The organism is Variovorax saccharolyticus, from assembly GCF_030316765.1.
GTDB classification, from domain to species: Bacteria; Pseudomonadota; Gammaproteobacteria; order Burkholderiales; family Burkholderiaceae_C; genus Variovorax; species Variovorax saccharolyticus.
This window is the reverse complement of the sequence record NZ_JASZYT010000003.1, coordinates 1-26,541: the sequence shown is the minus strand read 5'-3', so window position 1 is coordinate 26,541 and position 26,541 is coordinate 1. Positions and strand designations below refer to the sequence as shown.

At 68.3% G+C, this 26,541-nt stretch carries 24 protein-coding genes; 13 read left to right on the top strand and 11 right to left on the bottom strand.

The features are described 5' to 3' along the window. Positions 1-75: 75 nt before the first annotated feature. Genes QTI45_RS10805 through QTI45_RS10795 form a run of 3 tightly spaced genes read left to right on the top strand, consistent with a single transcriptional unit; the run spans position 76 to position 4,356 of the window. Positions 76-1,458: a phosphomannomutase/phosphoglucomutase gene (locus QTI45_RS10805; RefSeq protein WP_286654337.1), complete on the top strand. Its 1,383-nt coding sequence runs from the start codon at positions 76-78 to the stop codon at positions 1,456-1,458. A gap of 11 nt (positions 1,459-1,469) precedes the next feature. Further along, positions 1,470-2,825, top strand: coding sequence for a 3-deoxy-D-manno-octulosonic acid transferase (locus tag QTI45_RS10800; RefSeq protein ID WP_286654336.1), 1,356 nt, complete (start codon positions 1,470-1,472; stop codon positions 2,823-2,825). Between the two features lie 25 nt (positions 2,826-2,850). Continuing rightward, positions 2,851-4,356: a DASS family sodium-coupled anion symporter gene (locus QTI45_RS10795; RefSeq protein WP_286654335.1), complete on the top strand. Its 1,506-nt coding sequence runs from the start codon at positions 2,851-2,853 to the stop codon at positions 4,354-4,356. A 30-nt stretch (positions 4,357-4,386) separates the two neighbouring features. Here the strand turns inward: QTI45_RS10795 and QTI45_RS10790 are convergent, their stop codons facing one another. Beyond that, positions 4,387-4,773, bottom strand: coding sequence for a phosphate-starvation-inducible PsiE family protein (locus tag QTI45_RS10790; RefSeq protein ID WP_286654334.1), 387 nt, complete (start codon positions 4,771-4,773; stop codon positions 4,387-4,389). A 318-nt stretch (positions 4,774-5,091) separates the two neighbouring features. Here QTI45_RS10790 and QTI45_RS10785 point away from each other — a divergent pair, with 318 nt between their 5' ends. After that, a complete protein-coding gene (locus QTI45_RS10785; protein WP_286654333.1) occupies positions 5,092-5,481 on the top strand; it encodes a VOC family protein in 390 nt (129 codons plus the stop codon). Here the strand turns inward: QTI45_RS10785 and QTI45_RS10780 are convergent. Together QTI45_RS10780 and QTI45_RS10775 are read right to left on the bottom strand one after the other, a co-directional pair. Next, a complete protein-coding gene (locus QTI45_RS10780; RefSeq protein ID WP_286654332.1) occupies positions 5,471-5,680 on the bottom strand; it encodes a hypothetical protein in 210 nt (69 codons plus the stop codon). The two genes, QTI45_RS10785 and QTI45_RS10780, sit on opposite strands and share 11 nt — an antisense overlap. A 56-nt stretch (positions 5,681-5,736) precedes the next feature. Next, entirely contained in the window at positions 5,737-6,570 is an 834-nt protein-coding gene (locus QTI45_RS10775; protein WP_286654331.1) for an isocitrate lyase/PEP mutase family protein, read from the bottom strand. A gap of 172 nt (positions 6,571-6,742) precedes the next feature. Between QTI45_RS10775 and QTI45_RS10770 the strand changes: the two genes are divergently transcribed. The 5 genes from QTI45_RS10770 to QTI45_RS10750 all read left to right on the top strand — a co-directional run bounded on the left by QTI45_RS10770 (position 6,743) and on the right by QTI45_RS10750 (position 11,334). Further along, complete coding sequence (locus QTI45_RS10770) at positions 6,743-7,609, top strand: branched-chain amino acid ABC transporter permease (RefSeq protein ID WP_286654330.1); 867 nt, start codon at positions 6,743-6,745, stop codon at positions 7,607-7,609. Continuing rightward, a complete protein-coding gene (locus QTI45_RS10765; RefSeq protein WP_286372736.1) occupies positions 7,609-8,625 on the top strand; it encodes a branched-chain amino acid ABC transporter permease in 1,017 nt (338 codons plus the stop codon). The genes QTI45_RS10770 and QTI45_RS10765 overlap by 1 nt, the downstream gene beginning before the upstream one ends. Beyond that, entirely contained in the window at positions 8,618-9,382 is a 765-nt protein-coding gene (locus QTI45_RS10760) for an ABC transporter ATP-binding protein (RefSeq protein WP_286654329.1), read from the top strand. Before QTI45_RS10765 ends, QTI45_RS10760 begins: the two co-directional genes overlap by 8 nt. Then, on the top strand, positions 9,369-10,076 hold the full coding sequence (locus QTI45_RS10755; RefSeq protein ID WP_286372734.1) for an ABC transporter ATP-binding protein: 708 nt from the start codon (positions 9,369-9,371) through the stop codon (positions 10,074-10,076). The genes QTI45_RS10760 and QTI45_RS10755 overlap by 14 nt, the downstream gene beginning before the upstream one ends. Positions 10,077-10,167: 91 nt before the next feature. Beyond that, entirely contained in the window at positions 10,168-11,334 is a 1,167-nt protein-coding gene (locus QTI45_RS10750; protein WP_286654328.1) for an ABC transporter substrate-binding protein, read from the top strand. Between the two features lie 20 nt (positions 11,335-11,354). Here QTI45_RS10750 and QTI45_RS10745 read toward each other — a convergent pair whose 3' ends face one another. Further along, complete coding sequence (locus QTI45_RS10745; protein WP_286654327.1) at positions 11,355-13,190, bottom strand: alkyl/aryl-sulfatase; 1,836 nt, start codon at positions 13,188-13,190, stop codon at positions 11,355-11,357. A gap of 7 nt (positions 13,191-13,197) precedes the next feature. Then, the gene (locus tag QTI45_RS10740) at positions 13,198-14,187 is read right to left on the bottom strand and encodes a Bug family tripartite tricarboxylate transporter substrate binding protein (RefSeq protein ID WP_286654326.1); all 990 of its coding nucleotides are present in this window, start codon (positions 14,185-14,187) and stop codon (positions 13,198-13,200) included. A gap of 96 nt (positions 14,188-14,283) precedes the next feature. Here QTI45_RS10740 and QTI45_RS10735 point away from each other — a divergent pair, with 96 nt between their 5' ends. Further along, positions 14,284-15,207 (top strand): LysR family transcriptional regulator, encoded by a 924-nt coding sequence (locus QTI45_RS10735; RefSeq protein WP_286654325.1) that lies wholly within the window; start codon positions 14,284-14,286, stop codon positions 15,205-15,207. On the opposite strand, the gene QTI45_RS10730 is transcribed toward QTI45_RS10735, so the two are convergent. The 6 genes from QTI45_RS10730 to QTI45_RS10705 form a co-directional block, all read right to left on the bottom strand. Continuing rightward, positions 15,182-16,693, bottom strand: a complete 1,512-nt coding sequence (locus QTI45_RS10730; protein WP_444813276.1) for a TolC family outer membrane protein — start codon at positions 16,691-16,693, stop codon at positions 15,182-15,184. The two genes, QTI45_RS10735 and QTI45_RS10730, sit on opposite strands and share 26 nt — an antisense overlap. A gap of 224 nt (positions 16,694-16,917) precedes the next feature. Next, the gene (locus tag QTI45_RS10725) at positions 16,918-17,256 is read right to left on the bottom strand and encodes a rhodanese-like domain-containing protein (protein WP_286372728.1); all 339 of its coding nucleotides are present in this window, start codon (positions 17,254-17,256) and stop codon (positions 16,918-16,920) included. Positions 17,257-17,269: 13 nt separating this feature from the next. Beyond that, on the bottom strand, positions 17,270-17,956 hold the full coding sequence (locus QTI45_RS10720) for a protein-L-isoaspartate O-methyltransferase family protein (protein ID WP_286372727.1): 687 nt from the start codon (positions 17,954-17,956) through the stop codon (positions 17,270-17,272). 19 nt (positions 17,957-17,975) lie between these two features. Beyond that, entirely contained in the window at positions 17,976-21,203 is a 3,228-nt protein-coding gene (locus QTI45_RS10715) for an efflux RND transporter permease subunit (RefSeq protein ID WP_286654324.1), read from the bottom strand. 12 nt (positions 21,204-21,215) lie between these two features. Next, the gene (locus QTI45_RS10710) at positions 21,216-22,406 is read right to left on the bottom strand and encodes an efflux RND transporter periplasmic adaptor subunit (protein ID WP_286654323.1); all 1,191 of its coding nucleotides are present in this window, start codon (positions 22,404-22,406) and stop codon (positions 21,216-21,218) included. Beyond that, positions 22,403-23,080, bottom strand: a complete 678-nt coding sequence (locus QTI45_RS10705) for a TetR/AcrR family transcriptional regulator (RefSeq protein ID WP_286372724.1) — start codon at positions 23,078-23,080, stop codon at positions 22,403-22,405. The genes QTI45_RS10710 and QTI45_RS10705 overlap by 4 nt, the downstream gene beginning before the upstream one ends. Before the next feature lie 98 nt (positions 23,081-23,178). Between QTI45_RS10705 and msrA the strand changes: the two genes are divergently transcribed. From msrA to QTI45_RS10690, 3 genes are all read left to right on the top strand, one after another. Then, complete coding sequence (gene msrA / locus QTI45_RS10700; RefSeq protein ID WP_286372723.1) at positions 23,179-23,730, top strand: peptide-methionine (S)-S-oxide reductase MsrA; 552 nt, start codon at positions 23,179-23,181, stop codon at positions 23,728-23,730. 60 nt (positions 23,731-23,790) lie between these two features. Next, a complete protein-coding gene (locus tag QTI45_RS10695) occupies positions 23,791-24,165 on the top strand; it encodes a hypothetical protein (RefSeq protein WP_286654322.1) in 375 nt (124 codons plus the stop codon). A 78-nt stretch (positions 24,166-24,243) separates the two neighbouring features. Next, positions 24,244-26,358: a TonB-dependent receptor gene (locus QTI45_RS10690; RefSeq protein WP_286654321.1), complete on the top strand. Its 2,115-nt coding sequence runs from the start codon at positions 24,244-24,246 to the stop codon at positions 26,356-26,358. Positions 26,359-26,541 lie beyond the last annotated feature (183 nt).

The window sequence follows — 26,541 nt, the reverse complement described above, 5'->3', positions numbered from 1 at the left end:
GTTTTCGGACATCTGGCCCGCTGGGGCCATGCCTACAATGTTCTACGTTTTTGGAACTTTCAGGGGATAGCTTTCATGCAACTCAGCGCATCGATCTTCAAGGCCTACGACATTCGCGGCGTGGTGCCCGCCACGCTCGACGCCGAAGTCGCGGAGGCGCTCGGCCGGGCCTTCGGCAGCGCCGCGCGCGCGGCCGGCGAGAAGAGCGTGGCGGTGGGCCGCGACGGCCGGCTGTCGGGGCCGGCGCTGGCCGAGGCGCTGATCAAGGGCCTGGTCGCCACCGGCATCGAGGTGATCGACGTCGGCGCGGTCACCACGCCGATGCTCTACTTTGCCGCCCACACGCTGTGCACCAGCGGCATCCAGGTCACCGGCAGCCACAACCCGAAGGACTACAACGGCTTCAAGATGGTGCTGGCCGGCCGCGCGATCTACGGCGACGAGATCCAGGGCCTGCGCCAGGTCATGGAGACGGGCAGCGCCACGCTGGCCGGCGGCGGCAGCGTGCGCAAGGTCGATGTCACCGAGGCCTACACCCGGCGCATCGTGGGCGACATCAAGCTCGCGCGGCCGCTGAAGATCGTGGTCGATTCGGGCAACGGCATCGCCGGCGCCTCGGCCCCGGCGATCCTGCGGGCCATCGGCTGCGAGGTCACCGAGCTGTTCAGCGAAGTCGACGGCAACTTCCCCAACCACCATCCCGACCCGAGCAAGCCCGAGAACCTCAAGGACCTGATCGCCGCGCTGCAGGCGGGCGATGCCGAGCTCGGCCTGGCCTTCGACGGCGACGGCGACCGACTGGGCATCGTCACCAAGGACGGCAGCAACATCTATCCCGACCGCCAGATGATGCTGTTCGCGCAGGACGTGCTGTCGCGGGTGCCGGGCGGCACCATCGTCTACGACGTCAAGTGCTCGCAGCGCCTCGGCCCGGCGATCGCGGCCGCGGGCGGCCAGCCGCTGATCTACAAGACCGGCCACTCGCTGATCAAGGCCAAGATGAAGGAGATCGATTCGCCGCTGGGCGGCGAGATGAGCGGCCACATCTTCTTCAAGGAGCGCTGGTTCGGCTTCGACGACGGCACCTATGCCGGCTGCCGGCTGCTCGAGATCCTCAGCAAGAGCCCGGACGCGAGCGACGTGCTCAACGCGCTGCCGACCAGCTTCTCGACGCCCGAGCTCAACGTCGCCTGCGCCGAGGGCGAGCCGCACAGCGTGGTCGCCCAGCTGGTCAAGAGCGCGAAGTTCGCGCCGCCGGCGCAGGTCTCGACCATCGACGGCGTGCGGGTCGACTGGCCCGACGGCTTCGGGCTGGTGCGGGCATCGAACACCACGCCGGTGCTGGTGCTGCGCTTCGAAGGCCAGACCGAGGCCGCGCTGCATCGCATCGAAGGCGAGATGCTGGCGCTGCTGCGCAGCGCGAAGCCGGACGCGCAGCTCGCGGCAGCCGCGCACTGACCGTCACGAGCGTGCGTTCCCTGCTGCTGCGCCTCTATGGCGCCTTCACCACCCTGGCCCAGCCGCTGGTGCGCCGCAAGCTGCGGCGCCGCGCCGTGGCCGAGCCCGGCTACGCGCATGCGGTCGAGGAGCGCTTCGGCCACTATGGCCCCGAGGCGGTCGGCACCGGCTGGTGCTGGATCCACGCGGTCTCGCTCGGCGAGGCGCGGGCCGCCGGCATCCTGATCGAGGAACTGCGCCGCCAGTACCCGGGCATTCCGATCCTGCTCACCAACGGCACCGCGACCGGCCGCGAGGAGGGCGCCAAGCTGCTTCAGCCCGGCGACCTGCAGGTCTGGCAGCCCTGGGATTCTCCGGGCGCCGTGGCCCGCTTTCTCGATCGCTTCCGTCCGCGCATCGGCGTGCTGATGGAGACCGAGGTCTGGCCCGAGATGACCGCCGCCTGCACCGAGCGCGGCATCCCGCTGGTGCTGGCCAATGCGCGCCTCAACGAGAAGTCGCTGGCCGGTGCCGAGCGGCTCGCCTGGCTGGCGCGGCCTGCCTACTCGGCGCTGGCCGCCGTGTGGGCCCAGACCGAGGCCGACTCGCACCGGCTGGTGTCGCTGGGCGCCAAGGTCGCGGGTGTCTACGGCAACCTCAAGTTCGACGCCACGCCCGACATGCGGCAGCTCAACGCGGCGGCCAAGCTGCGCACGCAGCTGCCGCGGCCGATCGTGGTCTTCGCGAGTTCGCGCGACGGCGAGGAGCGGCAGCTGCTCGAGGTGCTCAAGCGCTTCGGCGCGCTGGCGCCGGTGCCGCCCGAGCAGGAGGCGGTCCGCTCGATCGCCAAGCGGGTGCACGACGTGCAGTGGATGATCGTGCCGCGGCATCCGCAGCGCTTCGACGAGGTCGCGGCGCTGGTCGAGTCGCACGGCTTCGCGGTCGCGCGCCGCAGTGCCGCGGGCGCGCCGGCCGAGGCCGAGATCTGGCTCGGCGACTCGCTCGGCGAGATGGCGCTGTACTACGGCCTGGCCGACGTCGCGCTGCTCGGCGGCAGTTTCGAGCCGCTGGGCGGGCAGAACCTGATCGAGGCCGCGGCCTGCGGCTGTCCGGTGATCATGGGTCCGTCGACCTTCAACTTCGCGGAAGCCGCCGAACTGTCGCTGGCGGCCGGGGCTTCGCAGCGGGTGCCCGACATGGAGCATGCGGTCACGGCGGCGCTCAAGCTGACCGAGAACCCCGAGCGCCGCGAGGCGATGTCACAGGCCGCCCTGGCCTTCGCCAACGCCAACCGCGGCGCGGCCGAGCGCACCGCCAGCGCGCTGCTGGCGATCGCGGAGGCGGCCTCGCCGGTGGGCGAGGAGCGGGCGGAGCCGCGGTTGGAGTAGTGGCAGGGCGAGAAAGGATCGCAGGATGCTCACCCGTCTGAAATCGGCGTTCCGCTACTTCAACAGCGTGGTCCCGTTCCGGCTGGGGCCGGCGCTGATCACGACAGTCATCCTGGTCACCCTGCTGCTCTGGCCCGTTCCAGAGGGGCTCCAGCCCAAGGCCTGGGGCCTGGTGGCCATCTTCCTGACAACCATCGTCGCGATCATCCTGAAGGTCATGCCGATCGGCGTGATGGCGTTGATGGCCATCGTGGTCCTCTCGCTTTCGCAGGTCACGGCGACCTCGTCCAAGGGGGCGATCGAAGATGCGCTGACTGCGTTCGACAGTCCGCTCATCTGGTTGATCGTGGTGGCCATCCTGATCTCCCGTGGCCTGAAGAAGACCGGCCTGGGCACCCGCATCGGCTTGATGTTCATCTCCCTGATGGGGAAACGCACGATAGGAATCGGCTACGGGTTGGCCATCTGCGAACTGGTGTTGGCGCCGTTCACGCCGAGCAATACCGCGCGTGGCGGCGGCATCGTGCATCCGATCATGAAGTCGATCGCCAACACCTTCGATTCGGACCCGGCCAAGGGCACCGAGGGCAAGGTCGGCACCTACCTGGCACTGGTCAACTACCACGCCAACCCGATCACCTCGGCGATGTTCGTGACCGCCACCGCCCCGAACCCGCTGGTGGTGGACTACATCGCCAAGGCGACGAACCAGAGCCTGCACCTGACCTGGACGAGCTGGGCGCTGTGCATGCTGCTGCCTGGCCTGCTGTGCATGCTGGTGATGCCGCTGGTCATCTATCTGCTGGCGCCTCCGCAGCTGAAGGCCACGCCCAATGCGGTGCAGTACGCTCACGACGAAGTGGCGAAGATGGGGCCCGTATCGCCGAAGGAAAAGGTCATGCTGGGGACCTTCCTGCTGCTGCTGCTGCTGTGGGCCGACGTGCCGGCCCTGCTGTTCGGCCCGGCGCTCAAGCTGGATCCCACGGTGGTCGCCTTCGTCGGCCTGTTCGTGCTGATCATCACCGGCACCATCGACTGGGACGACGTGCTGTCCGAGAAGAGTGCCTGGGACACCTTGATCTGGTTCGGTGCGCTGATCATGCTGGCCGAGCAACTGAACAAGCAAGGCGTGATCACGTGGTTCTCGGCGGGCATGAGCGAAGCCATCGAGGCCAGCGGCGTCGGCTGGGGCGGCACCGCCGCGATCCTGGTGCTGGTCTTCGTCTTTTCGCACTACCTGTTCGCCAGCACGACGGCGCACATCAGCGCGATGATGCTGGCCTTCCTGACGGTCGGGGTGCGGCTGATTCCGCCGGAGTTCGTCGTGCCCTTCATGCTGATGATGGCCGCCGGCTCGTCGATCATGATGACGCTGACGCACTATGCGACCGGCACCTCGCCGATCATCTTCGGCAGCGGTTTTGTCACCATGGGAACCTGGTGGCGGGTCGGTTTCGTGATGTGCGTGGTGAACCTGCTGATCTTCGCGGTGGTGGGCAGCGTCTGGTGGAAGGTTCTCGGCTTCTGGTGAACGCCCCGAGCGCGAAGGCCTGCGATGGAGTCAGTCCCTCGAAGGTGACGCCTTGTATCGAACCAGGACGAATCCGCCTGCCAGCGCCAGCACGATGGCGGCTATGCCGAAGAGCGAACTGCCGGCCATGTGCTCGACATCCAGATTGATGACATGGCGGCCGACGGCGATGATGGCCACGGCCAGGATGGTTTCCAGTCTGATGCGGTGGGATTTGAAATACACCCGCAGTGTTTCCATGAGCTCGAGCCCAAGAATGATGAGCAGTACGCCGGAGAAGGCCGTTTGCACCGACTTCATGAGTTCCGGGACCGAATCGATGCTGCTCAATTGACTGGCGATCGCAGACCCGAACATGAGCCACAGCTGGACGACCATCGCCAGGATCACCGCCATCAAAAGGATCTGAGCCGCCACCAGGACGCATTTCTCGAACCCTTTGGTGACTTGGGCAGTGAGCTTCTGCTCCTGTGGGGTCGACGAGCTCCTTGCTGAGGCGTCTGTTGAGTGAGAGGGTTGTAAAGTCATTCGTATGGTCAAAAAAAGGGTCGCAAGGCGTTCGATGCAAGCGGGATGCCGCAGGTTTTGCATCAGCCCCCGACCATAGAGATCGGAGCCATTTCAGACCCCCTCCTTGCGGGAGGGGCGACCATGAGGTGATCGGCGCTCCAGGCGCAATCGGCCGCCACGGCAGGCTCCGATGCAAAATGCCGTGGACCTCAATCGGAGCGACCCATGCGCATCGAACACATTGCCCTCTGGACCCAGGACCTCGAGCGCTTCAAGCGCTTCTATGTAGCCTACTTCGGCGCTGCGGCGGGCAGCGGCTATGTCAATCCGGCCAAGGGCTTCGCGTCCTGCTTCCTGAGTTTCGGGGACGGCGCGCGGATCGAGGCCATGACGACCAGCACGCTGAGTCCGGTCGCCATCGAAGCCGGCGCCCAGCGCATGGGCCTGACGCATTTCGCAGTGTCGCTGGGCTCCGAGGAAGCGGTCGACGAACTGACGCAGCGCCTGAAGGCCGACGGCTATCCGGTGCTCGACGGGCCGCGCAGGACCGGTGACGGCTACTACGAGAGCGTGGTGCTCGATCCGGATGGCAACCGGGTGGAGATCACCGCCTGATCGGCTCAGCCCGATACGCCGGCGGCAGCAGGTAGCCGTCGCGGTAGACGCCCTGGATCAAGCCGCTGACCCGGTCGTTCGAGCGGGCCGTGACGAACTCCCGCTCCGCGGTCTGGTAAACCACGATGGTGCAGGGCGTGCGTTTGCTGAGGGTGCGGGCGACGCCTGTCGCCTGGCTGGAGGTGGGATAGGTGTTCATGAGAACCTTATCGGCAGCCTCGGAGAATGCTGAAGGGCGCCGCCGCTCGATAGCCCTCAGGCGCCTGCGCCGCCCTTGAACAAGCCATTGAGCTCATTGCCCGCCGCCGCATCCGCGAAGCCGTCGAAGCGGCCCTCGTCGGCGATGCCGCGCGCAGCGCGCATGAACCCTCCCCACGCCGCACGCGCGAGGGCGCCGCCGACGCTGACACGCCGCACGCCGAGCGCCTCGATGTCCTTCATCGTGAGCTCGCTGGTCGAGCCGACCAGCAGATTGACCGGCTTCGGCGCCACCGCGGCGACCACCGCCGCGATCTGCTCGCGGCTGCGGATGCCCGGCGCGTAGAGGCAATCGGCGCCGGCCTCGGCGTAGGCCCTGAGCCGGGCGATCGCGTCGTCGAGGTCGGGCCGGCCGGCGAAGAAGTTCTCGGCCCGCCCGATCAGCAGCACGTCGCCGCCGGCTTCGTCGATGGCGGCGCGGGCCGCGCGCAGGCGCGCGACCGCGATATCGATGTCGTGCAGCGGCTCGGCGGGATCGCCGGTCGAATCCTCGATCGACAGACCGGCCACGCCGGTGTCGATCGCCATCCGGACACTCTGCGCAACGCCTGTCCGATCGGCGGCGAAGCCGCTCTCGAAGTCGGCATTCACGGGCAGGTCGGTGGCCGCCACGATGGCGCGCAGATGGGCCAGGACGGTCTCGCGCGACAGCGCTCCGTCGGGCCGGCCCAGCGACCAGGCGCAGCCCGAACTGGTGGTCGCCAGGGCCTTGAAGCCGAGGCCTTCGAGGTAGCGTGCGCTGCCGATGTCCCAGGGGTTCGGGAGCACGAAGCAGCCCGCGGCATGGAGCGAGCGGAAGTCGGCGCGTTTCTGGGCGATGGTGCGTGTCATGGAAACCTCCAGGCGCCGCATTCTGCACCCTACCGGCCGGTAGGAGTGCGAGTCTCCAAGGCGACGCCGCCTCCGGAGAAACCTTAGGCGTCGCCGTCGCCCCCGCTTCCACAATGGCCCGGCGCGTCCGATGCCGCCGGGGCTGCATCGCCGGGGTCAACCAAGGATTCATGTGGAAATGTTCTTTCAGCAACTCCTGAACGGCCTGACCGTCGGAGGCGTCTACAGCCTGGTGGCGCTGGGCCTGACGCTGGTCTACGGCATCCTGCACGTGCCGAACTTCGCCCATGGCGCGTTCTACATGTCGGGTGCCTTCGCGGGCTACTACCTGATGGCCAAGCTGGGGCTCAACTACTGGCTCGCGATGGCCGGGGCCGCGGCCATCGTGGCGGCGATCTCGATGCTGACGCAGCGGCTGGTGTTCCATCCGCTGCGCAACGCGCCCGAGCTGCACGACATGATCGCGGCCATCGGCGTGCTGCTGTTCCTGGAGGCCGGCGCCCAGGCGCTGTTCGGCGCCGACTTCCATCGCATGCCGACGCCCTACGGCCAGATCGTCGAGGTCTTCGGCCTGACCGCGCCGCTGCAGCGCCTCCTGATCATTGCCGGCGCCTTCGGGCTCATGGTGCTGCTGCACCTGTTCCTGAACCACACGGTGGTCGGTTCGACCATCATCGCGATGGCGCAGAACCGCGACGGCGCCGCGCTGGTGGGCATCGACGCCACGCGCGTCACCCTGCTGGTGTTCGCGATCTCGGGCGCGCTGGCCGCGATCGCCGCGGTGCTCTATGCGCCGATCAACCTGGTGTATCCGGCGATGGGAAACCTGGTCATCACCAAGGCCTTCGTGATCATCATCCTCGGCGGCATGGGCAGCTTCCCGGGCGCGATCGTCGGCGGCCTGATCATCGGCATGGCCGAGAGCTTCGGCGGCTTCTACTTCTCGACCGACTACAAGGACATCATCGCCTTCGTGCTGCTGGTGGTGATCCTGTCGTTCCGCCCGCAGGGCCTGTTCACCGCGAAGGGAGCACGCTGATGAACTGGCTGCAAGGAAAGACCGGCTGGACGCTGCTGGCCGTGGCGGCGCTCGCGTTCCCGCTGTTCGCGCAGAACAACTACCTGATCTCGGTGGCGACGCAGGCCTTCATCATGGCGATCGCGGCGCTCGGGCTCAACCTGATCACGGGCTACACGGGGCAGTTCAACCTCGCGCACGGCGCCTTCATGGCCGTCGGCGCCTACACGGTGGGCATCCTCACGGTCGACCACCACGTGCCTTTCTGGATCGCCTTCCTGGCCGCCGGCCTCATGACCGCGGTGCTGGGCTTCTTCATCGGCCTGCTGTCGCTGCGGCTGCGCGGCCACTACTTCTCGATCTTCACGCTGTGCGTGAGCTACATCATGTTCCTGCTGATCGAGAAGTGGGAGAGCCTGACCCACGGGCCGGTGGGCATCATGGGCATCCCGGCGCCGACCGGCATCGGCCCGCTGCAGTTCGGCACGCCGCTGGCGCAGTACTACCTGGTGCTGGCCTTCCTGGTGCTCGGCCTTTGGATCATGTCGCGCATCGTGCGCTCGCTGCTGGGCCGCAGCTTCATGGCGGTGCGCAACAGCGACGACCTGGCCGAGGCGCTGGGCATCGACCTGATGCGCACCAAGACCCTGTCCTTCGTGCTGTCGGTGGTCTACGCGGGCTTCGCTGGTGCGCTGTATGCGGGGCAGGTGCGCTTCCTCGGGCCCGACCTGGCGAGCGAGGCCGTGACCTTCGATCTCGTGATGTTCGTGCTGGTCGGCGGCATCGGCACCTTGCTCGGGCCGCTGCTGGGCACCTTCCTGGTCACCTGGCTGACGCAGAGCCTGCAGTTCCTGCAGGACTACCGCATGGTGGTGTTCGGCCCGGTGCTGATCGCGCTGATCATCTTCCTGCCGGACGGCATCGTCGGCACCTGGCTCAAGCGGCGCGCCCAGCGCGCGGATGCGGCGAATGCCGCGAAGGCGGCCGACGCGGCCCCCACGGGCGCGGTCGCGCAGGAGGCACGCAACAATGCTTGAGATCGAATCGCTCACCAAGCAGTTCTTCGGCCTCACCGCGGTCGACGACGTGTCGACCCGCTTCGAGCTCGGCCAGGTCAGCGCCATCATCGGGCCCAACGGCGCCGGCAAGACCACCTTCTTCAACCTCGTCGCGGGCACGCACAAGCCGAGCTCCGGGCGCATCCGGTTCAACGGGCAGGATGTCACCGGCCTCCGGCCCGACCATGTGGCCAAGCTCGGCATCGCGCGCACCTTCCAGACCACGCACCTGTTCGACAACGCCACCGTGCTCGACAACCTGATAGTCGGCCATCGGCTGCGCACCAGGTCGGGCCTGTGGGACGTGCTCGCCAACACGCGGCGCTTGCAGGATGAAGAACGGCTGTGCCGCGAGAAGGCGCGCGAGGCGCTCGACTTCGTCGGTCTCTCGCATGTGGCGATGCGCATCGCGGCCGACATCACGCAGGAGGAGCGCAAGCGCGTCGCCTTCGCGCTGGCGCTGGCCACCGACCCCGAACTGCTGCTGCTCGACGAGCCGGCCGGCGGCGTGAATCCCGAGGAGACCGTGGGCCTCGCGGCCCTGATCCGCAAGCTGGTGGACCACGGCAAGACGGTCTGCCTGATCGAGCACAAGATGGACATGATCATGCGACTGGCCGACAAGATCGTCGTGCTGAACAACGGCGCCAAGATCGCCGAGGGCACGCCGGAGCAGATCCGGCGCGACCCGCAGGTGATCGATGCCTACCTGGGAGTCGACCATGCTGCGGTTTGAAGGCGTCGACCTGCACTACGGCAGCTTCCGGGCGCTGAGCGGCGTGACGCTGCACGCGGCACCCGGCGAACTGGTGGTGCTGCTGGGTGCCAACGGCGCCGGCAAGACCTCGATCTTCATGGCTGCCAGCGGCATCCACAAGCCGAGCGCCGGCAGCATCCGCTTCGGCGAGCAGGAACTGGTGGGGCAGCGCCCGGCGCAGATCGTCGCCTCGGGCCTGGTGCATTGCCCCGAAGGCCGCAAGCTGTTCGCGATGATGTCGGTCAAGAAGAACCTCACGCTCGGCGCCTACGTGCACCGGCGCGACAGCGCGGGCATCCAGCGCTCGCTCGACGAGGTGTTCGAGCTGTTCCCGATGCTGGCGCAGAAGCAGGACCATCCGGCCGGCTCGCTCTCGGGCGGCCAGCAGCAGATGGTGGCCATCGGCCGCGCCCTGCTGGGCCGGCCGAAGCTGCTCTTGCTCGACGAGCCGTCGCTGGGTCTCGCGCCACTGATCGTCAAGCAGGTGTTCGAGGTCATCCAGCGCATCAACAAGGCCGGCACCACGGTGCTGCTGGCCGAACAGAACGCCTATTCCGCGCTGGCCATCGCCGACCGCGCCTATGTCATCGAGCGCGGCCGCATCGCGCTCGAAGGCGACCGCGACTCGTTGCTCCACAACGAGGCGGTGCGTGCGGCGTACATCGGAGCCTGAGACCTTGCGGGACAGACCAAGAAACTGCGCAGCAGTTTTTGCTCTGTCCTCAACTGACTAGAAAACCGTTCAACCACCTGGAGACACCCGTATGAGTATCACAAACAAAGCCTTGCCCCTCGTCGCCGCCCTCGCAGCGGCCTTCGCCGCCGGCAGCGCTTTCGCACAGGAAACGGTCAAGATCGGCTTCACCGGCCCCTTGAGCGGCGGCGCCGCGCTCTACGGCAAGAACGTGGTCAACGGCATGGAGATGGCCATCAAGGAGATCAATGCCGCGGGTCTCGAGGTCGCCGGCAAGAAGGTCAAGCTCGAACTGGTGGCGCTGGACGACAAGTACGCGCCGGCCGAGGCCGCGATCAACGCCCGCCGGCTGGTGCAGCAGTACCAGAGCCCGGCGGTGTTCGTGCCGCACTCGGGCGGCATCTACGCGATGCAGGCCTTCAACGAGCAGGAGAAGTTCATCGTGATGGCGTACTCGAGCACGCCCAAGATCACCGAGACCGGCAACAAGCTCACGATCCGCATTCCGCCGACCTTCAATTCCTACATCGAGCCCTTCACCAGCTACGAGATGAAGAAGTTCGGCAAGAAGGTCGGCATGCTGCCGGGCGACCATGAGTACGCGAAGAACTGGACCCAGCTCTTCGGCCCGGCCTGGGAGAAGGCCGGCGGCACGATCGTCTCGAACAACCCGATGTCCTACAACCGTTCGGCCGACTTCTACAGCGGCGTGAGCCGGGTGCTGGCCGAGAAGCCCGAGGTGCTGTTCGTCGGCGGCCCGTCGGAGCCGACCGCGCTGGTGGTCAAGCAGGCGCGCGAACTCGGCTTCAAGGGCGGCTTCCTGATCATGGACCAGGCCAAGCTCGACGAGATGGCGAAGGTCACGGGCGGCCTCGCGCCGCTCGAGGGATCGATCGGCGTGCTGCCGGTGTCGTACGACGAAAGAGTCGGACCCAAGACCTTCGCTGCCGCCTACCGCAAGGCCTACGGCGCCGACAAGGACCCGACCACCGAGTCTTCCTACAACTACACGCTGACGCACGCGCTGGCCAGCGCCATGAAGCTGGCAGGCACCACCACCGATGCGGCCGCGATCCGGGCCAAGATCGGCGAGGCGCTGACCAAGATGCCCACCGACATCAATGCCGGCGGCTTCAAGGGCGTCGACGCGGTGGGGGGCACCATCGTCGATCCGCTGGTCGCCACGGTCGAAGGCGGCAAGATCAAGCCGGTGAACCTGAGCGACCTGGCGAAGTAGGCGGCCGGCGGCCTGGCGGCTCAGGGCTCGACGACGTTGAACATCGGTTCGAACTCCTCGAGCATGCCGAGCAGCGCGTAGACCTTTGCGGCGTCGCCGTCGACCGCGATCTGCCCGGCCTCGATGCCGCTGGCGATCGCGGCGGCGATGCCGGCCTCGTTGGCCAGCAACTGCGCCAGGCCGTCGCGGCTGACCGCGATCGACACATCGGCGGCGCCCGCGGCATGGGCGTCGCAGGGCCGGTAGCTGAGGGCTGCGTTGGCCAGCGTCAGTGCCCAGTGCTCCCGCGCGTCGACGATGTGCCAGGCCAGGCTCATCCGGTGGCCGCTGGCACGCTCCGCGACCAGGCGGATCGCCAGGCAATCCAGGAACATCTCCATCGGCACCGCCTTCAGCAGGTCGTAGCTCATGCTGCGGCGCCGGGCCGCCGGCACGCCCACCCGAAGCTCGCGTGCGGCCAGCAGGTAGGCGTTGCGCCAGGTGGCCGATTCGCTGGCGAAGCCGAGCGCCTCGAGCGCTGCGGCGCACAGCGTGCGCGCGGCCTGGTTACCGGGGTCGGCGAACACCAGGTGGCTCGCGACCTCGGCGACCCAGCGGTGCTCGCCGCGCTGGAAGTCGGCCTGGGCGCGTTCGAGCAGCGCGTCGGCGCCGCCCATGTAGGCCACGTAGCGCGCGCCGGCCTCGACCGGCGGCAGCGCATGCAGCCGCGACGGATTGCCGTCGTACCAGCCCAGGTAGTGCTGCACCACGGCCTTCACGTTGTGGACCAGCGTGCCGTAGTAGCCCTGCGCATGGTCGACGTCGATCAGTTCGGGCGGCAGCCGCAGCAGCTCGGCGATCTCGACCGCGGTATGGCCCTGGTTCATGAGCCGCACGGTCTGGTCGTGCACGTATTTGTACAGGTCGCGCTGCTGGGCGATGAAGCGGCTCAGCGTCTCCCGGCCCCAGGTCGGCCAGTTGTGCTGCGCGAAGACCACGTCGGCATGGGGCGCGAACTCGTGCAGCGCCTCGTCGAGGTAGCGCGACCACAGCCGCGCATCGCGCACCTGGGCGCCGCGCAGCGGACACAGGTTGTGCATGGTGTGCTGGCCCAACTCGGCGAGGTTCAGTGCCCGCAGCTGCGGAAAGAAGAAGAACATCTCCGAGGGCGCCTCGCTCTCGGGTGCCAAGGCAAAGACGATCTCGATGCCGTCGACCACGTGGCGCTCGCGCTCCTTCTCGATCGTGCGGGTCGGCGGGATCAGTGTCACGGTGCCGTTCGGCAGGCTCTTGCCGAGGCCGCAGTCGACCTGGCCGCAGACGCCGCGCTGCAGCGTGCTGCCGAACTGGAACTGAGAGCGCCGCGACATCGCGTTGCCGGCGATCATGTTCTCGGCCACCGTGTGCCAGAGAAAGCCGGCCGGCGCGATGATCGGCACGCCGCGGCGGATCGCGTCCTGTTCATCGATGACGCCGCGCACGCCGCCGAAGTGGTCGACGTGGCTGTGGCTGTAGATCACCGCCGTGACCGGCCTGTCGCCGCGCTGCTCTCGGTAGAGCCTGAGTGCGGCCGCCGCGGTCTCCGCGCAGGTCAGCGGGTCGATCACGATGACGCCGCGCTCGCCTTCGATGATCGTCATGTTGGCGAGGTCGAAGCCGCGCACCTGGTAGATGCGCTCGCACACCTCGAACAGGCCGTGCGTCATGTTGCGGCGGGCCTGCTGCCAGAGCCCGGGGTGGACCGTGGGCGCGGGCGCTTCGGCCTCGAGGAACTCGTAGCCGGCCAGGGTCCAGACGATGCGGCCGGTGGCGTCGCGGATCTCGGCGTCGGGCCAGCTGGCGATGAAGCCGCGGGTGGTGGGGTCGGGGTTCTGCATCATTGTTTCAATCGAGTTTCGCGCCGGAGACTTTCACGAGCTTCTCCCAGACCGGCCAGGCGGCGTCGTAGCTCTGGTGGAACTGCTCGGGCGTGCTGCCCATCGGCACCATGCCCAGCATCTCGAAGCGCTTGACCAGTTCGGGCGAGCCCATCGCCTGCTGCGCGGCCTGCTGCAGCCGTGCGACCACCGGCTTCGGCGTGCCGTGCGGCACCGCCAGGGCGAGCCAGCCCGACATGCGGTACTCGGCGTCGGCGAAGCCCGACTCGGCGAAGGTCGGCAGGGCAGGGAACTGCGGCATGCGCTGCTCGCCGGTGATCGCGATCGCCCGCAACTTGCCGCCGTCGAGGTAGGGCTTGGCCGAGACGATGCTCGCGAAGGTGAAGCCGAGCTGCCCACCGACCAGGTCCTGCAGCATCGGCGCCTCGCCCTTGTAGGCCACGTGCGTGATGGCCGTCTTCCAGGACTGCGCCATGTAGGCGCACGCCAGGTGCGGGTAGGAGCCCGCGCCCCAGGAGCCGCAGTTGCCGCCGCCCGCCGTGGCGCGCAGCTCGCGCTGCAGGTCGGCGACGTTCTGGATCTTCGAGGCCGCCGGCACCACCAGCATCAGCGGCGCGGTGGCGATCTGCGTCACCAGGCCGAGCTCCTTGCGCGGGTCGTAGGGCAGCTTCTCGTAGAGGAACTGGTTGGTCAGCAGCGACTGCGTGAGCCCGACCAGCACCGTGTAGCCGTCGGGCGCGGCCTTGGCCACCGCCGTGGTGCCGAGGATGCCGCCGGCGCCGGGCTTGTTGTCGATGATCACCGGCTGGCCGAGCAGCCGGGTCATCTGTTCAGCCAGCGAGCGCGCCACCACGTCGGTGCCGCCGCCGGCCGCATAGGGCACGACCATCGTCACCGCCTTGCGCGGGTAGTCGGCGGCCTGCGCCTGCGCGCCGGCGTGCCAGCCGACGCCGGCCAGCAGCCATCCGGCCAGCTGCCACTTGAATGCCCTCTTCATCGCGTCTCCTTGTTTTGCTCGATGACGTCATTCTGGGCAAGGACGAATCTGATAGCCAATGCAAAATAAGGCTTTCAATTTGTACTTCGACGCAAAATGCAGCTGCGCCAGCTCCAGCATCTGGTCGCCCTGGCCGAACAGGGCAGTTTCGGCCGCGCCGCCGAGGCCGTGCATCTCACGCAGCCGGCGCTCTCGCGCAGCATCGACAAGCTCGAGGAAGACCTGCAGGCGCGGCTGGTCGACCGCGCCTACGGCCAGGTGCGCTTCACCGCCGCGGGCGATCTGGTGCTGGCCCGCGCCCGCGAGCTGCTGGCCGATGCCGGCCAGGTCCGGCACGACGTGCTCATGCTGCAGGGCCTTTCGACCGGCAGCCTGCAGGTCGGGCTCGGCCCCTTCGTCGCCGGCATGCTGGGCCGCCCGGCCTTGTCGCTGATGGCGCAGCGCCACCCGCAGCTGGCGGTGCGGATCGACGTGGCCGACCCGAATTCACTGAGCGAGCGCCTGCACCGGCGCCAGCTGGACCTGTTCATCGCCGACACCCGCGATCTCAAGAAGCAGCCCGGCCTGCAGTTCAAGCGGCTGCCCAACGTGGCCGTGTCCTTCTTCGTGCGCGAAGGCCATCCGCTGCTCGAACACGAGGCCGTGACGCTCGACCAGGCGATGGACTATCCGGTCGCCAGCCCGAACCTGCCGGCGGCCGTGGCGTCGCATTTCGACCGGCAGGTGAAGCGTGTCGACAGGCCGGTGTTCAACATGGTGTGCGACGACCTCGGCACGCTGCGGCATCTGGCGCTGACCGCCGACGCCGTGATCCTCGCGCCCGATGCGGTCGGCCTGAACCACGGCACCGAGTCATTGCTGCGCCTGAGCGTGAAGCGGCTCACCCGCATGCAGACGCACTACAGCATCGTGATGCTGGCCAACCGCACGCTGTCGCCCGCGGCCCTGGCCTTCACGGGCCTGGTGCACGACATGATGGACCCGGCGGGCCGGCCTATCGCGAGGGCTGCGGCACGATGACGATCTCGGGCGGCGGGGGCGGCACGGGCATCGTCGGCGGCTGCGGATTGAAGGGCGGGGTGATCACCGGCGGCACCGTCGGAATCGCCGACGGCACCGGTGTGGGCAGCGAGGCGGGCGGCACCGGCACCGGGCTGCGCGTCGCCGCCGAAGGCTGGGTCGGCGATGCCTCGCTCTGGACGCTGGCGCGGCCGCCGATCGCCAGCGTGTTGTTGATCGGCAGCAGGTCGTCGGCACTCAGCGTGCCGTTGGCCTGCCTCAGCTTCAGGTTGCCCACCAGCACGTTGTAGCGCGCCACCGCCAGGTCGCGCTTGGTCTGGAACAGCTGGGCCTGCGAGTTGAGCACGTCGATGTTGATGCGCACGCCGACCTGGTAGCCCAGGCGGTTGGCGTCGAGCGCACTCTGGCTCGAGGCTTCGGCGGCTTCCAGCGCCTTGACCTGGCCGGCGCCCGAGATCAGTCCCAGGTAGGCCGAGCGGGTGGCTTGCGAGACGCTGCGGCGGGTCGATTCCAGCTGCTGGCGGGAGCCTTCCTCGAGCGCCAGCGTTTCCTTGACGCGGTTCTCGGTCGCGAAGCCCGCGAACAGCGGCATGTTGAAGACCAGGGCGATGCTGGCGGCATTGACGCGCACCTTGCCGGTGGTCGTGCTGGTGGTGCTGCCGTTCGGGTTGTTCGTGACGTTGTAGCCCAGCTGCGCATCGAGCGTGGGCTTGTGGCCGGCCTGGGCCTTCTCGACCTCGAGCTTCGCGACCTCGAGGCCCAGCCGTGCCTGGTCGATCGCCGGATGCACGTCTTCGGCCTGCGTCACCCAGGCATTGATGTCGGCCGGCTGCACCGTCGGCAGCGCCACCGGCGCCGCCAGCGGGATCGGCTGGGTGCCGGTACGCCCGACCAGCTGGTCGAGCACGATCTTCTTGACCTGCAGGTCGTTCTCGGCCGCGATCTCCTGTGCCAGGACGAGGTCGTAGCGGGCCTGGGCTTCGCGGGTGTCGGTGATGGTGGAGGTTCCGACCTCGAAGTTGCGCTTGGCCGAGGCCAGCTGCTCGGCGACGCCGATCTTCTGTGCCCGCACCAGCGCCAGGCTGTCCTGGCTGGACAGCACGTCGAAGTAGGCCTGGCTCACGCGCACCACGAGGTCCTGCTCGGCGATCTTGAGGATGTCCGCGGCGATGTCGAGTTGGCGCTTGCTCTGCTCGTAGGTGGCCCAGTTGGCGGGCCGGTAGAGGGGCTGCGTGGCATTGATCCCGACCGCCTGCGTCGGGATGCCGCGGTTGATCGTGAGGTTGTCGGTCGAGAGTTCCTGCTGGGTCGCCGTGGCATTGCCCGACAGGCCCACCGCCGGCAGGATGCCCGCCTTGGCCTGTGCCGCCTTCGCGAGATTGGCGTCGTACTGCGCCAGTGCGCCCTGGTACGTGGCGTCGTAGCCGCGCGCCGCGTCGTAGAGCTCGATCAGGCTCTGGCCATGGGCCGGCAGCGTCATCGCCATTGCGAACAGGGTCGCGAACGCCGCCGGAAGAGGGAGAGGCCTGGGCAGGGGCATAAAGCGTCCTTGGAATTTCAAGATTGATGATTCAATGACGAGAACTCAGTGTTGCACGCAATGAATGCAATTGGCGCAGCTCAAATTCAGGGATAACGCGGAATCGCTCACGCTGATCCGCCGGCATCGCCCCCTGGAGGGGGAGGCGCCGCAGGAAATTCGAAGGGCATCTAGTACCGCGGAACGGTGGGGTCGTGCTGCGCCGACCAGGCATCGATGCCGCCGGCGATGTTCGCGACCTCGTCGAAGCCGTTCTGCGCCAGGAAGGCGGCCACGCGCTGGCTGCGCGCGCCGTGATGGCAGAGGCACGCGATGCGCTGGCCCGGATCGAGTTCGGCGACGCGGGCCGGGATCTCGTTCATCGGGATCGTCGCCAGCGTGAAGCCCTGGGGCGCCACTTGCGCGGTCTGCAGTTCCCAGGGCTCGCGCACGTCGAGCACGACCGGGATCGCATTCGGATTCCTGGCGAACCAGTCGGCAAGCTCTGACGGGCGGATTTGGTCGATCATGGAGGGCGGGCGCTCAGAAGTTGAAGCGGGAGGGCACGGGGAAGTTCAAGAGGCGCGGCGCGACCGTGTCCCAGGGCTGCAGCACGTCCCACTTGCCTTCGCCGGTGCGGGTCACGAAGTGGGCCCGCATCATCGGTTCGTCGCCGACCACGGCTGCCAGCCGGCCGCCCGGGTTGAGCGAGCCCAGCAGGCCCTGCGGGATGCGGGCGACCGAGCCGCTCAGCACGATGACGTCGAAGGTCGGCCCGCTCGGCAGCGGCGTGGCGCCGTCGGCGTGGCGCACCTCGACGTTCATCACGCCGTTGCGGCGCAGGTTGCCGGCGGCAAAGGCGGCCAGGCCGGGGTCGATCTCGAGCGTCAGCACCTGGGCCGCGCGGTGGGCCAGCAGGGCGGCCATGAAGCCGCTGCCGGCGCCGATCTCGAGCACCGTTTCGTGCTTCTGGATGTGCAGATCCTGCAGCATGCGGGCCTCGACCTTCGGCGACAGCATGACCTGGCCGGGTTCCTTGGCCGTGCTCGCGCCCTCGAGCGGGATTTCCATGTCGAAGAAGGCCAGCGCGCGGTGGGCTTCGGGCACGTAGTCCTCGCGCCGGATCTGGGCCAGCAGATCGAGGATGTCGAGATCGAGCACGTCCCAGGGGCGGATCTGCTGTTCGATCATGTTGAAGCGCAGGCGCTCCAGCGTGGGGGTGGGGTTCATGGGGTCTCTCCTCGCGGACTCAGGACAAACTTTCGATTTTAGGCGCCGCCACGGGGGCGGTCTCGGCGGCCGGCTTCTGCTTGCCGGCCCAGCGGCGGCGGGCCCAGTTGGCCAGGTCGTCCATGTAGCAGTAGACCACCGGCACCACCACCAGAGTCAGCAGCGACGAGGTGATGACGCCGCCGATCACGGCCTGGCCCATCGGCGCGCGCTGCTCGGAGCCCTCGCTGACCGCGAAGGCCAGCGGCACCATGCCGAAGATCATCGCCAGCGTGGTCATGAGGATCGGGCGCAGCCGCACGCGGGCGGCCAGCAGCAGGGCCTCGGCGCGCGGCAGGCCGGGCACCGGCGTGCCGTCCTCGGCGACGCCGGGCTCCCGGGCGCGGATCGCGAAGTCGACCAGCAGGATCGCGTTCTTGGTCACCAGGCCCATCAGCATGACGACGCCGATGATCGAGAACATCGACAGCGTCGAGCGGAAGATCAAGAGCGCCAGCACCACCCCGATCAGGGTCAGCGGCAGCGAGGTCATCAGCGCCAGCGGCTGCAGGAAGCTCCTGAACTGGCTGGCCAGGATCATGTAGATGAAGATCACGGCCAGCGCCAGCGCCGAGACCGCATAGCCGAAGGACTCCTGCATGTTCTTGGTCGAGCCGCTGAACTGCCAGCCGTAGCCCGGCGGGAAGGCGATGCCGGCCAGCGCCGTGCGCAGGTCGGCCGACACCTCGCCGGCCGAGCGGCCGTCGACATTGGCGTTGATGCTCACCTCGCGTGCCAGCGCGCGCCGGTTGATCTGGTTCGGCCCGGTCGATTCGCGCACTTCGGCCACCTGGGCCAGCCGCACGATGCGGCTCGAGCCGTCGGCATTGGCGCCGACCGCGGTGCTCAGGAAGGGCAGGCGGGCCAGGTCGGCCGGCGAGTTGCGGACCTCGGGCGCCAGCCGCACGTTGACATCGTAGGTCTGGTCGTCGGGCGCGCGCCAGTTGCCCACCGTGGTGCCGGCCACCAGCGTGCGCAGCGCCGAGGCGATCGGCGCCACGCCGAGGCCGAGGTCGGAGGCGGCGTCGCGGCGGATCACCACGCTGACCGTCGGCTTGTCGGGCTTCAGGCTGGAGTCGAGGTCGACCAGGCCGGGGATCGGGCGGATCGCGTCCATCACGCGGCGGGTCAGGCGCTCGAGTTCCTTCAGGTCCGGGCCCTGCAGCGAGAACTCGATCGGCTTGTTGCCGCCGACCGAGTCGCGCAGGCCCACGTGCGTGACCGTGATGCCGGGGATCGCGCGCAGCCGCTCGCGCAGCACGGTCGACATCTGGTCGACGCTGCGGTTGCGCGAGCGGCGGTCGACCAGCCGCACGTACACGCTCGCGTAGATCTTGCCCTGGGCGTCGCCGCTGTTGATGGTGGTGAGCGTGTAGCGCACCTCGGGCATCTCGCGCAGCACCCCTTCCACCTGTCGGGCCTTGGCCTCGGTCACTTCGAGCGAGGAGCCGACCGGCGTGTAGAAGCTGATCGAGGTCTCGGAGAAGTCGGCCTTGGGCACGAACTCGGTGCCCAGCAGCGGCACCATGAAGACGCTCGCGACGAAGATGCCGATGGCCGCGAACACGGTGGCCAGCTTGTGCACCAGCGCCCAGCGCAGGATGCCCTGGTAGCCCTCGGCCAGCCGTTCGGTGGCGCGGTCGAACCAGCCGGTCACGCGGCCGATGGTGCGGTCGTAGAAGCTGGCGGGCGCCTCGTTCTTGCCGTGCTTGTCGATCGCCGGGTCGTGCCAGATGCTCGACATCATCGGGTCCAGCGTGAAGCTCACGAACATCGAGATCATCACGGCCGCCACGATCGTGATGCCGAACTCGTGGAAGAACTTGCCGATGATGCCTTCCATGAAGCCGATCGGCAGGAACACCGCGACGATCGACAGCGTGGTCGCCAGCACCGCCAGGCCGATCTCCTGGGTGCCGTCGAGCGAGGCCTGGTAGGGCTTCTTGCCCATCTGCACGTGGCGCACGATGTTTTCGCGCACCACGATCGCATCGTCGATCAAGAGGCCGACGCACAGCGACAGCGCCATCAGCGTGATCATGTTGATCGTGAAGCCGAACATCGCCATGAACCAGAAGGTGCCGATCAGCGCGATCGGCAGGGTCAGGCCGGTGATGACGGTGGAGCGCCACGAATTGAGGAACAGGAAGACGATCAGCACCGTCAGCAGGGCGCCTTCGATCAGGGTCTGGCGCACGTTCTGCACCGCAACGCGGATCGGGCGCGAAGCGTCGGCGATCGGCTCCAGCCGCACGCCCGGCGGCAGCTGCGGCTTGATCTCGGCGATCGCCTTGACCAGCCCGTCGACCACCTGGATGGTGTTCTCGTCCTGCGCCTTCTGCACCGACAGCAGCAAGGTGCGCTGGCCGTTGTAGAGCGCCAGGCTGTCGATCTCCTGCGCACCGTCGCGCACCGTCGCCACCTGGTCGACGCGGATTGGCGCGCCGCCCTTGCGGGCCACGATGATGCGGCCGAAGTCCTCCGGCCGTTCCATGCGGGCGTCGATCTGCACCACGCGGTCTTGTTCGAGCGAGCGCACCGAGCCCACCGGCAGCGCCTGGTTCTCGCTGCGCACCGCATCGACCACCTGGCTGGCGCTGACGCCGAAGGCCTCCATCGCCTGCGGATTGAGGTAGATGTTGATCTCGCGCTTGGTGCCGCCGACCAGCGTCACCGAGCCGACGCCGCGCACGTTCTCGAGCCGCTTCTTGAGCACTTGGTCGGCCCAGTTCGTCAACTCGACGGCGCTGGGCTGCGTCTCCTTAGGGCCCTCGGGCAGCACCGCCACCGACCACACGGCGCGCGAGGCGGGGTCGAAGCGCAGCACGCGCGGGTCTTTCACCTCGTCACGGAACAGCGGCCGCACGCCGGCCACCTTCTCGCGCACGTCCTCGGCCGCCTTGCGGCCGTCGACGTAGAGCTGGAACTCGATGATGACGACCGACTGGCCTTCATAGCTGCGCGAGGTCAGCGCATTGATGCCGGCGATCGAGTTGACGCCTTCCTCGATCTTCTTCGTGACCTCGCTCTCGACGATCTCGGGCGAGGCTCCCGGGTACTCGGTGATCACCACCACCACCGGGAAGTCGATGTTCGGGAACTGGTCGACCTGCAGCCGCTGATAGGAGAAGGCGCCGAGCACCACCAGCGCGAGCATCAGCATGGTCGCGAAGACCGGATTCTTGAGACTGACGCGGGTGAACCACATGCCGTTCGATCCTCAGGGCGCGCTGCGTGCCGACGGGACCGCCGGTGCGGGGGCTGCGGCGATCGGCGCCAGCCGCACCGCCGTGCCCTGGCGCAGCGGGCCGAGGCTGCCCGCCACCACCACCGCGCCGTCGTCGATGCCGCTGACCGCGACCATGGTCTGGCCGTCGACCTGGCCGCGCAGGCCGGTCTCGACCGGCCGATGCACGATGCGGCCGTCGACCACCGCCTGCACGTAGGGCGCCGGCTTGTCGGTGCGCACCGCGGTCAGCGGCAGGGCCAGCGCCTCGGTGCGGCCGACGTCGATCGTGCCCTGCGCGAACAGGCCCTGGCGGAAGCCGGTGCTGCGGTCGAGCCGCAGGTAGACCAGCACGCTGCGGCTGCCGGCCTGGGCGCTCGGGTTGACGCGCACCACGCTGGCGCCGACGCTGCGTTCGCCGCTCTTCGGGTCGCTCACGCTGCTGCCCTCGATCTGCAGGCTGGCGCGCTGGCCGACGCGCACCGCCACCGAGTCGGCCGCCGCCAGCGTGGCCTCGACCTCGATACGGCTCAGGTCGACCACCTCGATGATCTTGGCGTCGACGCCGACGCGCTCGCCCGATTGGGCGAGGCGCTGCGACACCTGGCCCGCGATCGGGCTCCTGAGCACGGTGTCGTCCAGCGACTTGCGGGTCATCTCGACCGCCGCCAGTGCGGCGCGATGCGTCGACAGCGCCGAATTGAGATTCGACTGCGAGGTTTCGAGCGCGGTCCGCGAGATGAAGCCCTGCTCGACCAGAGCCTTGTTGTTGTCGAAGGTGCGCTGCGCCACCTCGGCCTGGGCGCGCGACGAATCGGCCTGCTCCTGGGCCTGCCGCATGCGCGACTGGTATTCGACCGGATCGATGCGTGCGATGACCTGCCCGGCGGTCACGGTATCGCCTTCGCGCACCGTGAGGCCGATCAGCTCGCCGGCGACGCGGGCCTTGACCTGCGCCGAATCGACCGCGCGCAGCGTGCCCGAGACCGGCAGCGTCTCGGCCAGTTCGCGCCGCGCGACCCGCACCACGTCGGCCGGCGACAGCTCGACCACGGTCTCGGCCGCCGTGCTGCCGGCCGCCAGCTTGGCCTGCTGCGCCTTGCGCGCGCCGATGGCGCGCAGCGCGCCGCCCACGAGCAGCACCAGGATCAGGGCCGCGATGGCCCACTTCATCGTTCTTTTCATGCAGCGGCCTTCGGCGGCATGCAAAGGCCGTGCAGCACGGTCTCGGCCTGGAGCGCCAGGTATTTCTCGGGGTCGATGGCGGAGGTGTGATCGAAGCAGATCGCAGGCGAATGCTTCGTGAGCATCAGGAAGATCATCGGCGCGATGACGGTGTAGATCGCCAGGTCGACCTCGACCGGCGCGAACTCGCCGCGGTCGATGCCGCGCTGGACGATGCGCCGCAGCAGTTCATGGCCCGGCTGCACGACTTCGCGGCGGTAGAACTCGGCCAGTTCGGGAAAGTTGCGCCCTTCGCTCATCATGAGCTTGGTCAGGCCCGAGGCCTTGGTCGCGCCGACCCGTTCCCACCAGATTCGCATGCAGTAGCGCAGCATGTCGGCGGTCGTGCCTTCGTATTCGTCGAACTCCTGGTTCCACTCGGTGAAGCGGCCGGCCAGGTTCTCGATCACCACCGCCTTGAACAGCTCTTCCTTGCTCTGGAAATAGAGGAAGAGGGTGCCCTTGGAGACGCCGGCGCGGGCCGCGACTTCCTCCGAGCGGGTGGCAGCGAAGCCCTTCTCGACGAACAGGTCGAGCGCTGCCTCCAGCAATTCGCCGGGACGGGCTTCCTTGCGCCGCTCGCGCTTGGCGCTCACGGGACAGAGCTTGTCCTTCAGGAATCGGGGGGAGGGCATGTTAATTAATGACTGGCGGGTTAGTAATGTAGTGAGGCGGTTGCACTGCGTCAAGCCGGCACAATGTGAGCTTCGTCTCGAAATTCGCCGGAGCTGCCATGTCGTCGCCATCCTCGTCAACCGAAACCATCGTCCTTGGGGGTGGCTGCTTCTGGTGCACCGAAGCCGTGTTCGACCGGGTGCAGGGCGTGGTCGATGTCGAGTCCGGCTACAGCAACGGCCAGACCCCGAATCCGAGCTACGAGCAGGTCTGCACCGGCCGCACCGGGCATTCGGAAGTCGTCAAGCTGAGCTTCGACCCGGCGCAGATCTCGCTGCGCGAGATCCTCGAGATCTTCTTCGTCGTGCACGACCCGACGACGCTGAACCGCCAGGGCAACGATGTCGGCACCCAGTACCGCAGCGGCATCTACTACCTCGACCCGGCGCAGAAGCAGGTGGCCGAGGAAGTGGTCCGCGAGATCGCCGACAGCAAGACCTACAGCGCGCCGATCGTGACCGAGATCGAGCCGCTGGCCAATTACTACACGGCCGAGGCCTACCACCAGGACTACTTCCTGAACAACCCGAACCAGGGCTACTGCGCCTTCGTGGTCGGCCCCAAGGTCGAGAAGTTCCAGAAGACCTTCGCGGCGCGGGTGAAATCCTGAGACCTCGCGGGACAGACCAAGAAACTGCGCAGCAGTTTTTGCTCTGTCCTTAACTGACCAATGCCTTCCGCCCAGCGCTCCCTCCGCACCCGCACCCTGTTGTGCGCGTTGGCGTTCGCGCTCTGGGCCGCGACCACGCTGGGCCTGCTGCACCGCACGCTGCACGGCTCGCCGCCCGCGACAGCGGCGGCCGTGGCCGGCGCGCAGGCCGACCCCGCGGCCCACGCCCACGGCTTGACGGCGCTTTTCGGCGCCCACTCCGATGCCGAGTGCCGGCTCTACGACCAGTTGTCCCATGGAGCGGCCGCGCCTTGCGTGCCTCCGGTCTTCCTGCCGGTGCTGCTGCCGGCCGCCAGCTTCGTCTGGCTCGAGGGCGAAGTCTTCGCCCGCTGGATCGCGCTGTTCGACGCGCGCGGTCCGCCTTCCACTCGCTGAACTCCCTGTTTTCCGGTTGCCGATCCCGCATGGCGGGGTCGCGGCCGGCTGTTCATCGATTCAACGAGTGCTTTTCCCATGCCTTTTGCCTTTACTCGCCATCGCGTCGGCGTCGCGGTGCTGTCCTTCCTGTCCTGCGCCTCGTTCGGCGCCTGGGCTCAATCCGCGCCCGAAGCCGCGGCGCCCTCGCTGGGCGAGATCACCGTCACCGGCAATCCGCTCGGCGCCGCCGACCTGATCGCGCCGACCCATTCGCTCTCGAACGAGGCCCTGCTGTTGCGCTCGCAGTCCACGCTCGGCGAGACGCTCAATGGCTTGCCGGGCGTCGGCAGCACCTATTTCGGGCCCAATGCGAGCCGGCCGACGATCCGGGGCCAGGACGGCGACCGCATCCGCATCCTGCAGAACGGCGGCAGCGCGCCCGACGCCTCGGCGCTGAGCTACGACCATTCGGTGCCGGTCGATGCGCTGGTCACCGAGCGTCTCGAGGTGCTGCGCGGGCCGGCGGCGCTGCAGTACGGTGGCAGCGCTGTCGGCGGCGTGGTCAACGTGATCGACAACCGCATCCCGACCGAGCCGATCGAGGGCTTCGGCGGCCGCGCCGACCTCGGCTATGCCACCGGCAACCGCGAGAAGGCGGGCGGCGTGGTGCTCGAGGGCGGCAACGGCCGCTATGCGCTGCACGTCGATGCCTTCCGCCGCGAGTCCGACGATGTCTCGGTGCCGATCGAGCTGGCCTGCGAGAACCCGAAGCGGCCGGGCTTCGCGCGCAAGATCTGCAATTCGGCCAACGAGGCCGACGGCGGCGCCTTCGGCGGCACGCTGTTCTTCGACCAGGGCTGGATCGGCGCCTCGGCCAGCACCTACCGCAGCACCTACGGCACGGTGGCCGAGGATGACGTCACGATCGGCATGAAGTCTGACCGCTACGCGCTGGAGGGCGAATGGCGTCCCGGCGGCTTCTTCAGCAGCGTGCATGCGAAGTTCAGCCGCACCGAGTACGGCCACACGGAGTACGAGGGGCCGCTGCCCGGCACCACCTTCGCCAATGACAGCAACGACCTGCGCATCGAGGCCCGGCACCGCAAGATCGGCAACTTCGAGGGGCTGGTCGGGTTCACCAGCGACAGCGGCCGCTTCTCGGCCAATGGCGAGGAGGCCTTCGCGCCCGACAGCCGCACGAAGGCCAATGCGTTGTTCCTGCACGAGGAGCTCGGCACCTCCTGGGGACGCCTGAGCTTCGGCGCCCGCACCGAGGAGGTCAAGGTGCGTTCGCTTGGCGACCCGACCAACCCGGAAGTCACGCGCTTCTTCGTCGGCGAGCGCGACTTCCGGCCGAGCAGCGCCGCCTTCGGCGGGCTGGTGAACCTGTCGCCGCAATGGCAGCTGACCTCCAACCTGGCCTACACCGAGCGGGCGCCGAAGGACTACGAGCTGTTCGCCAACGGTCCGCACGTGGCGACCGCGGCCTGGGAGACCGGAGACCCGAACCTCAAGGAAGAGAAGTCCACCGGCCTGGACCTCGGCGCCCAATGGAAATCCGGTGCCAACACGGCCAAGGTGAACGCCTACCTGACCCGCTTCAGCAACTACATCGGGCTCACGGCCACCGGCAACGTGCGCAGCGCCGACGGCGAACTCAACCCGCCGCCGATCGAGACCGCCGAGGGAGAACTGCTGTTCCCCGAGGTCTTCGCCGACTACGTCTACCACGGTGTGCGGGCCCGCTTCAGGGGCCTCGAGGCCAGCGGCAACCTGCAACTGCTCGGCGCCGATGGCTTCGCGCGCGCGGCCGATGGCTCGACGCTCGATCTCGAATGGCGCGGCGACCTCGTGCGGGCCACCAACACCGACACCGGCGAGCCGCTGCCGCGGATCGCGCCATGGCGCATCGGCGCCACGCTGGCCTGGGGCAGCGGCCCGTTGACCGCGCGGCTGGGCTTCGACTACAACGCGGCGCAGAACCGGGTGCCGCCGCTGGGCGACCGCGCGACCGAGGCCTACACGCTGTGGAGCGCGTCGATCAGCTACAAGCAGCGGGTGCAGCGCGCCAACCTCACCTGGTATGCGCGGGTCGACAACATCGGCAACACGCTGGCCTACAGCGCGACCTCGATCCTGACGACCACGGTGTATCCGGATGCGCCGCTGCCGGGGCGCAGCCTGAAGGTGGGACTGCGGGCGACGTTCTAGGGGACACGTTCGGTTCGACTGCGTGCCGGGGGTTCCGGGGGGGCGGGGCGGCGGTGGCGGGCGGTATGCCCCGGGCCGGCCGACGTCACCGGCCGCTTCGCGGCTGCCCTGCGCTGCTCGCGGTACGCGGGGTCCGCGCAAACTCGCTCCGCTTCGCTCCACTCAAACACGCGCGGCCCTTTT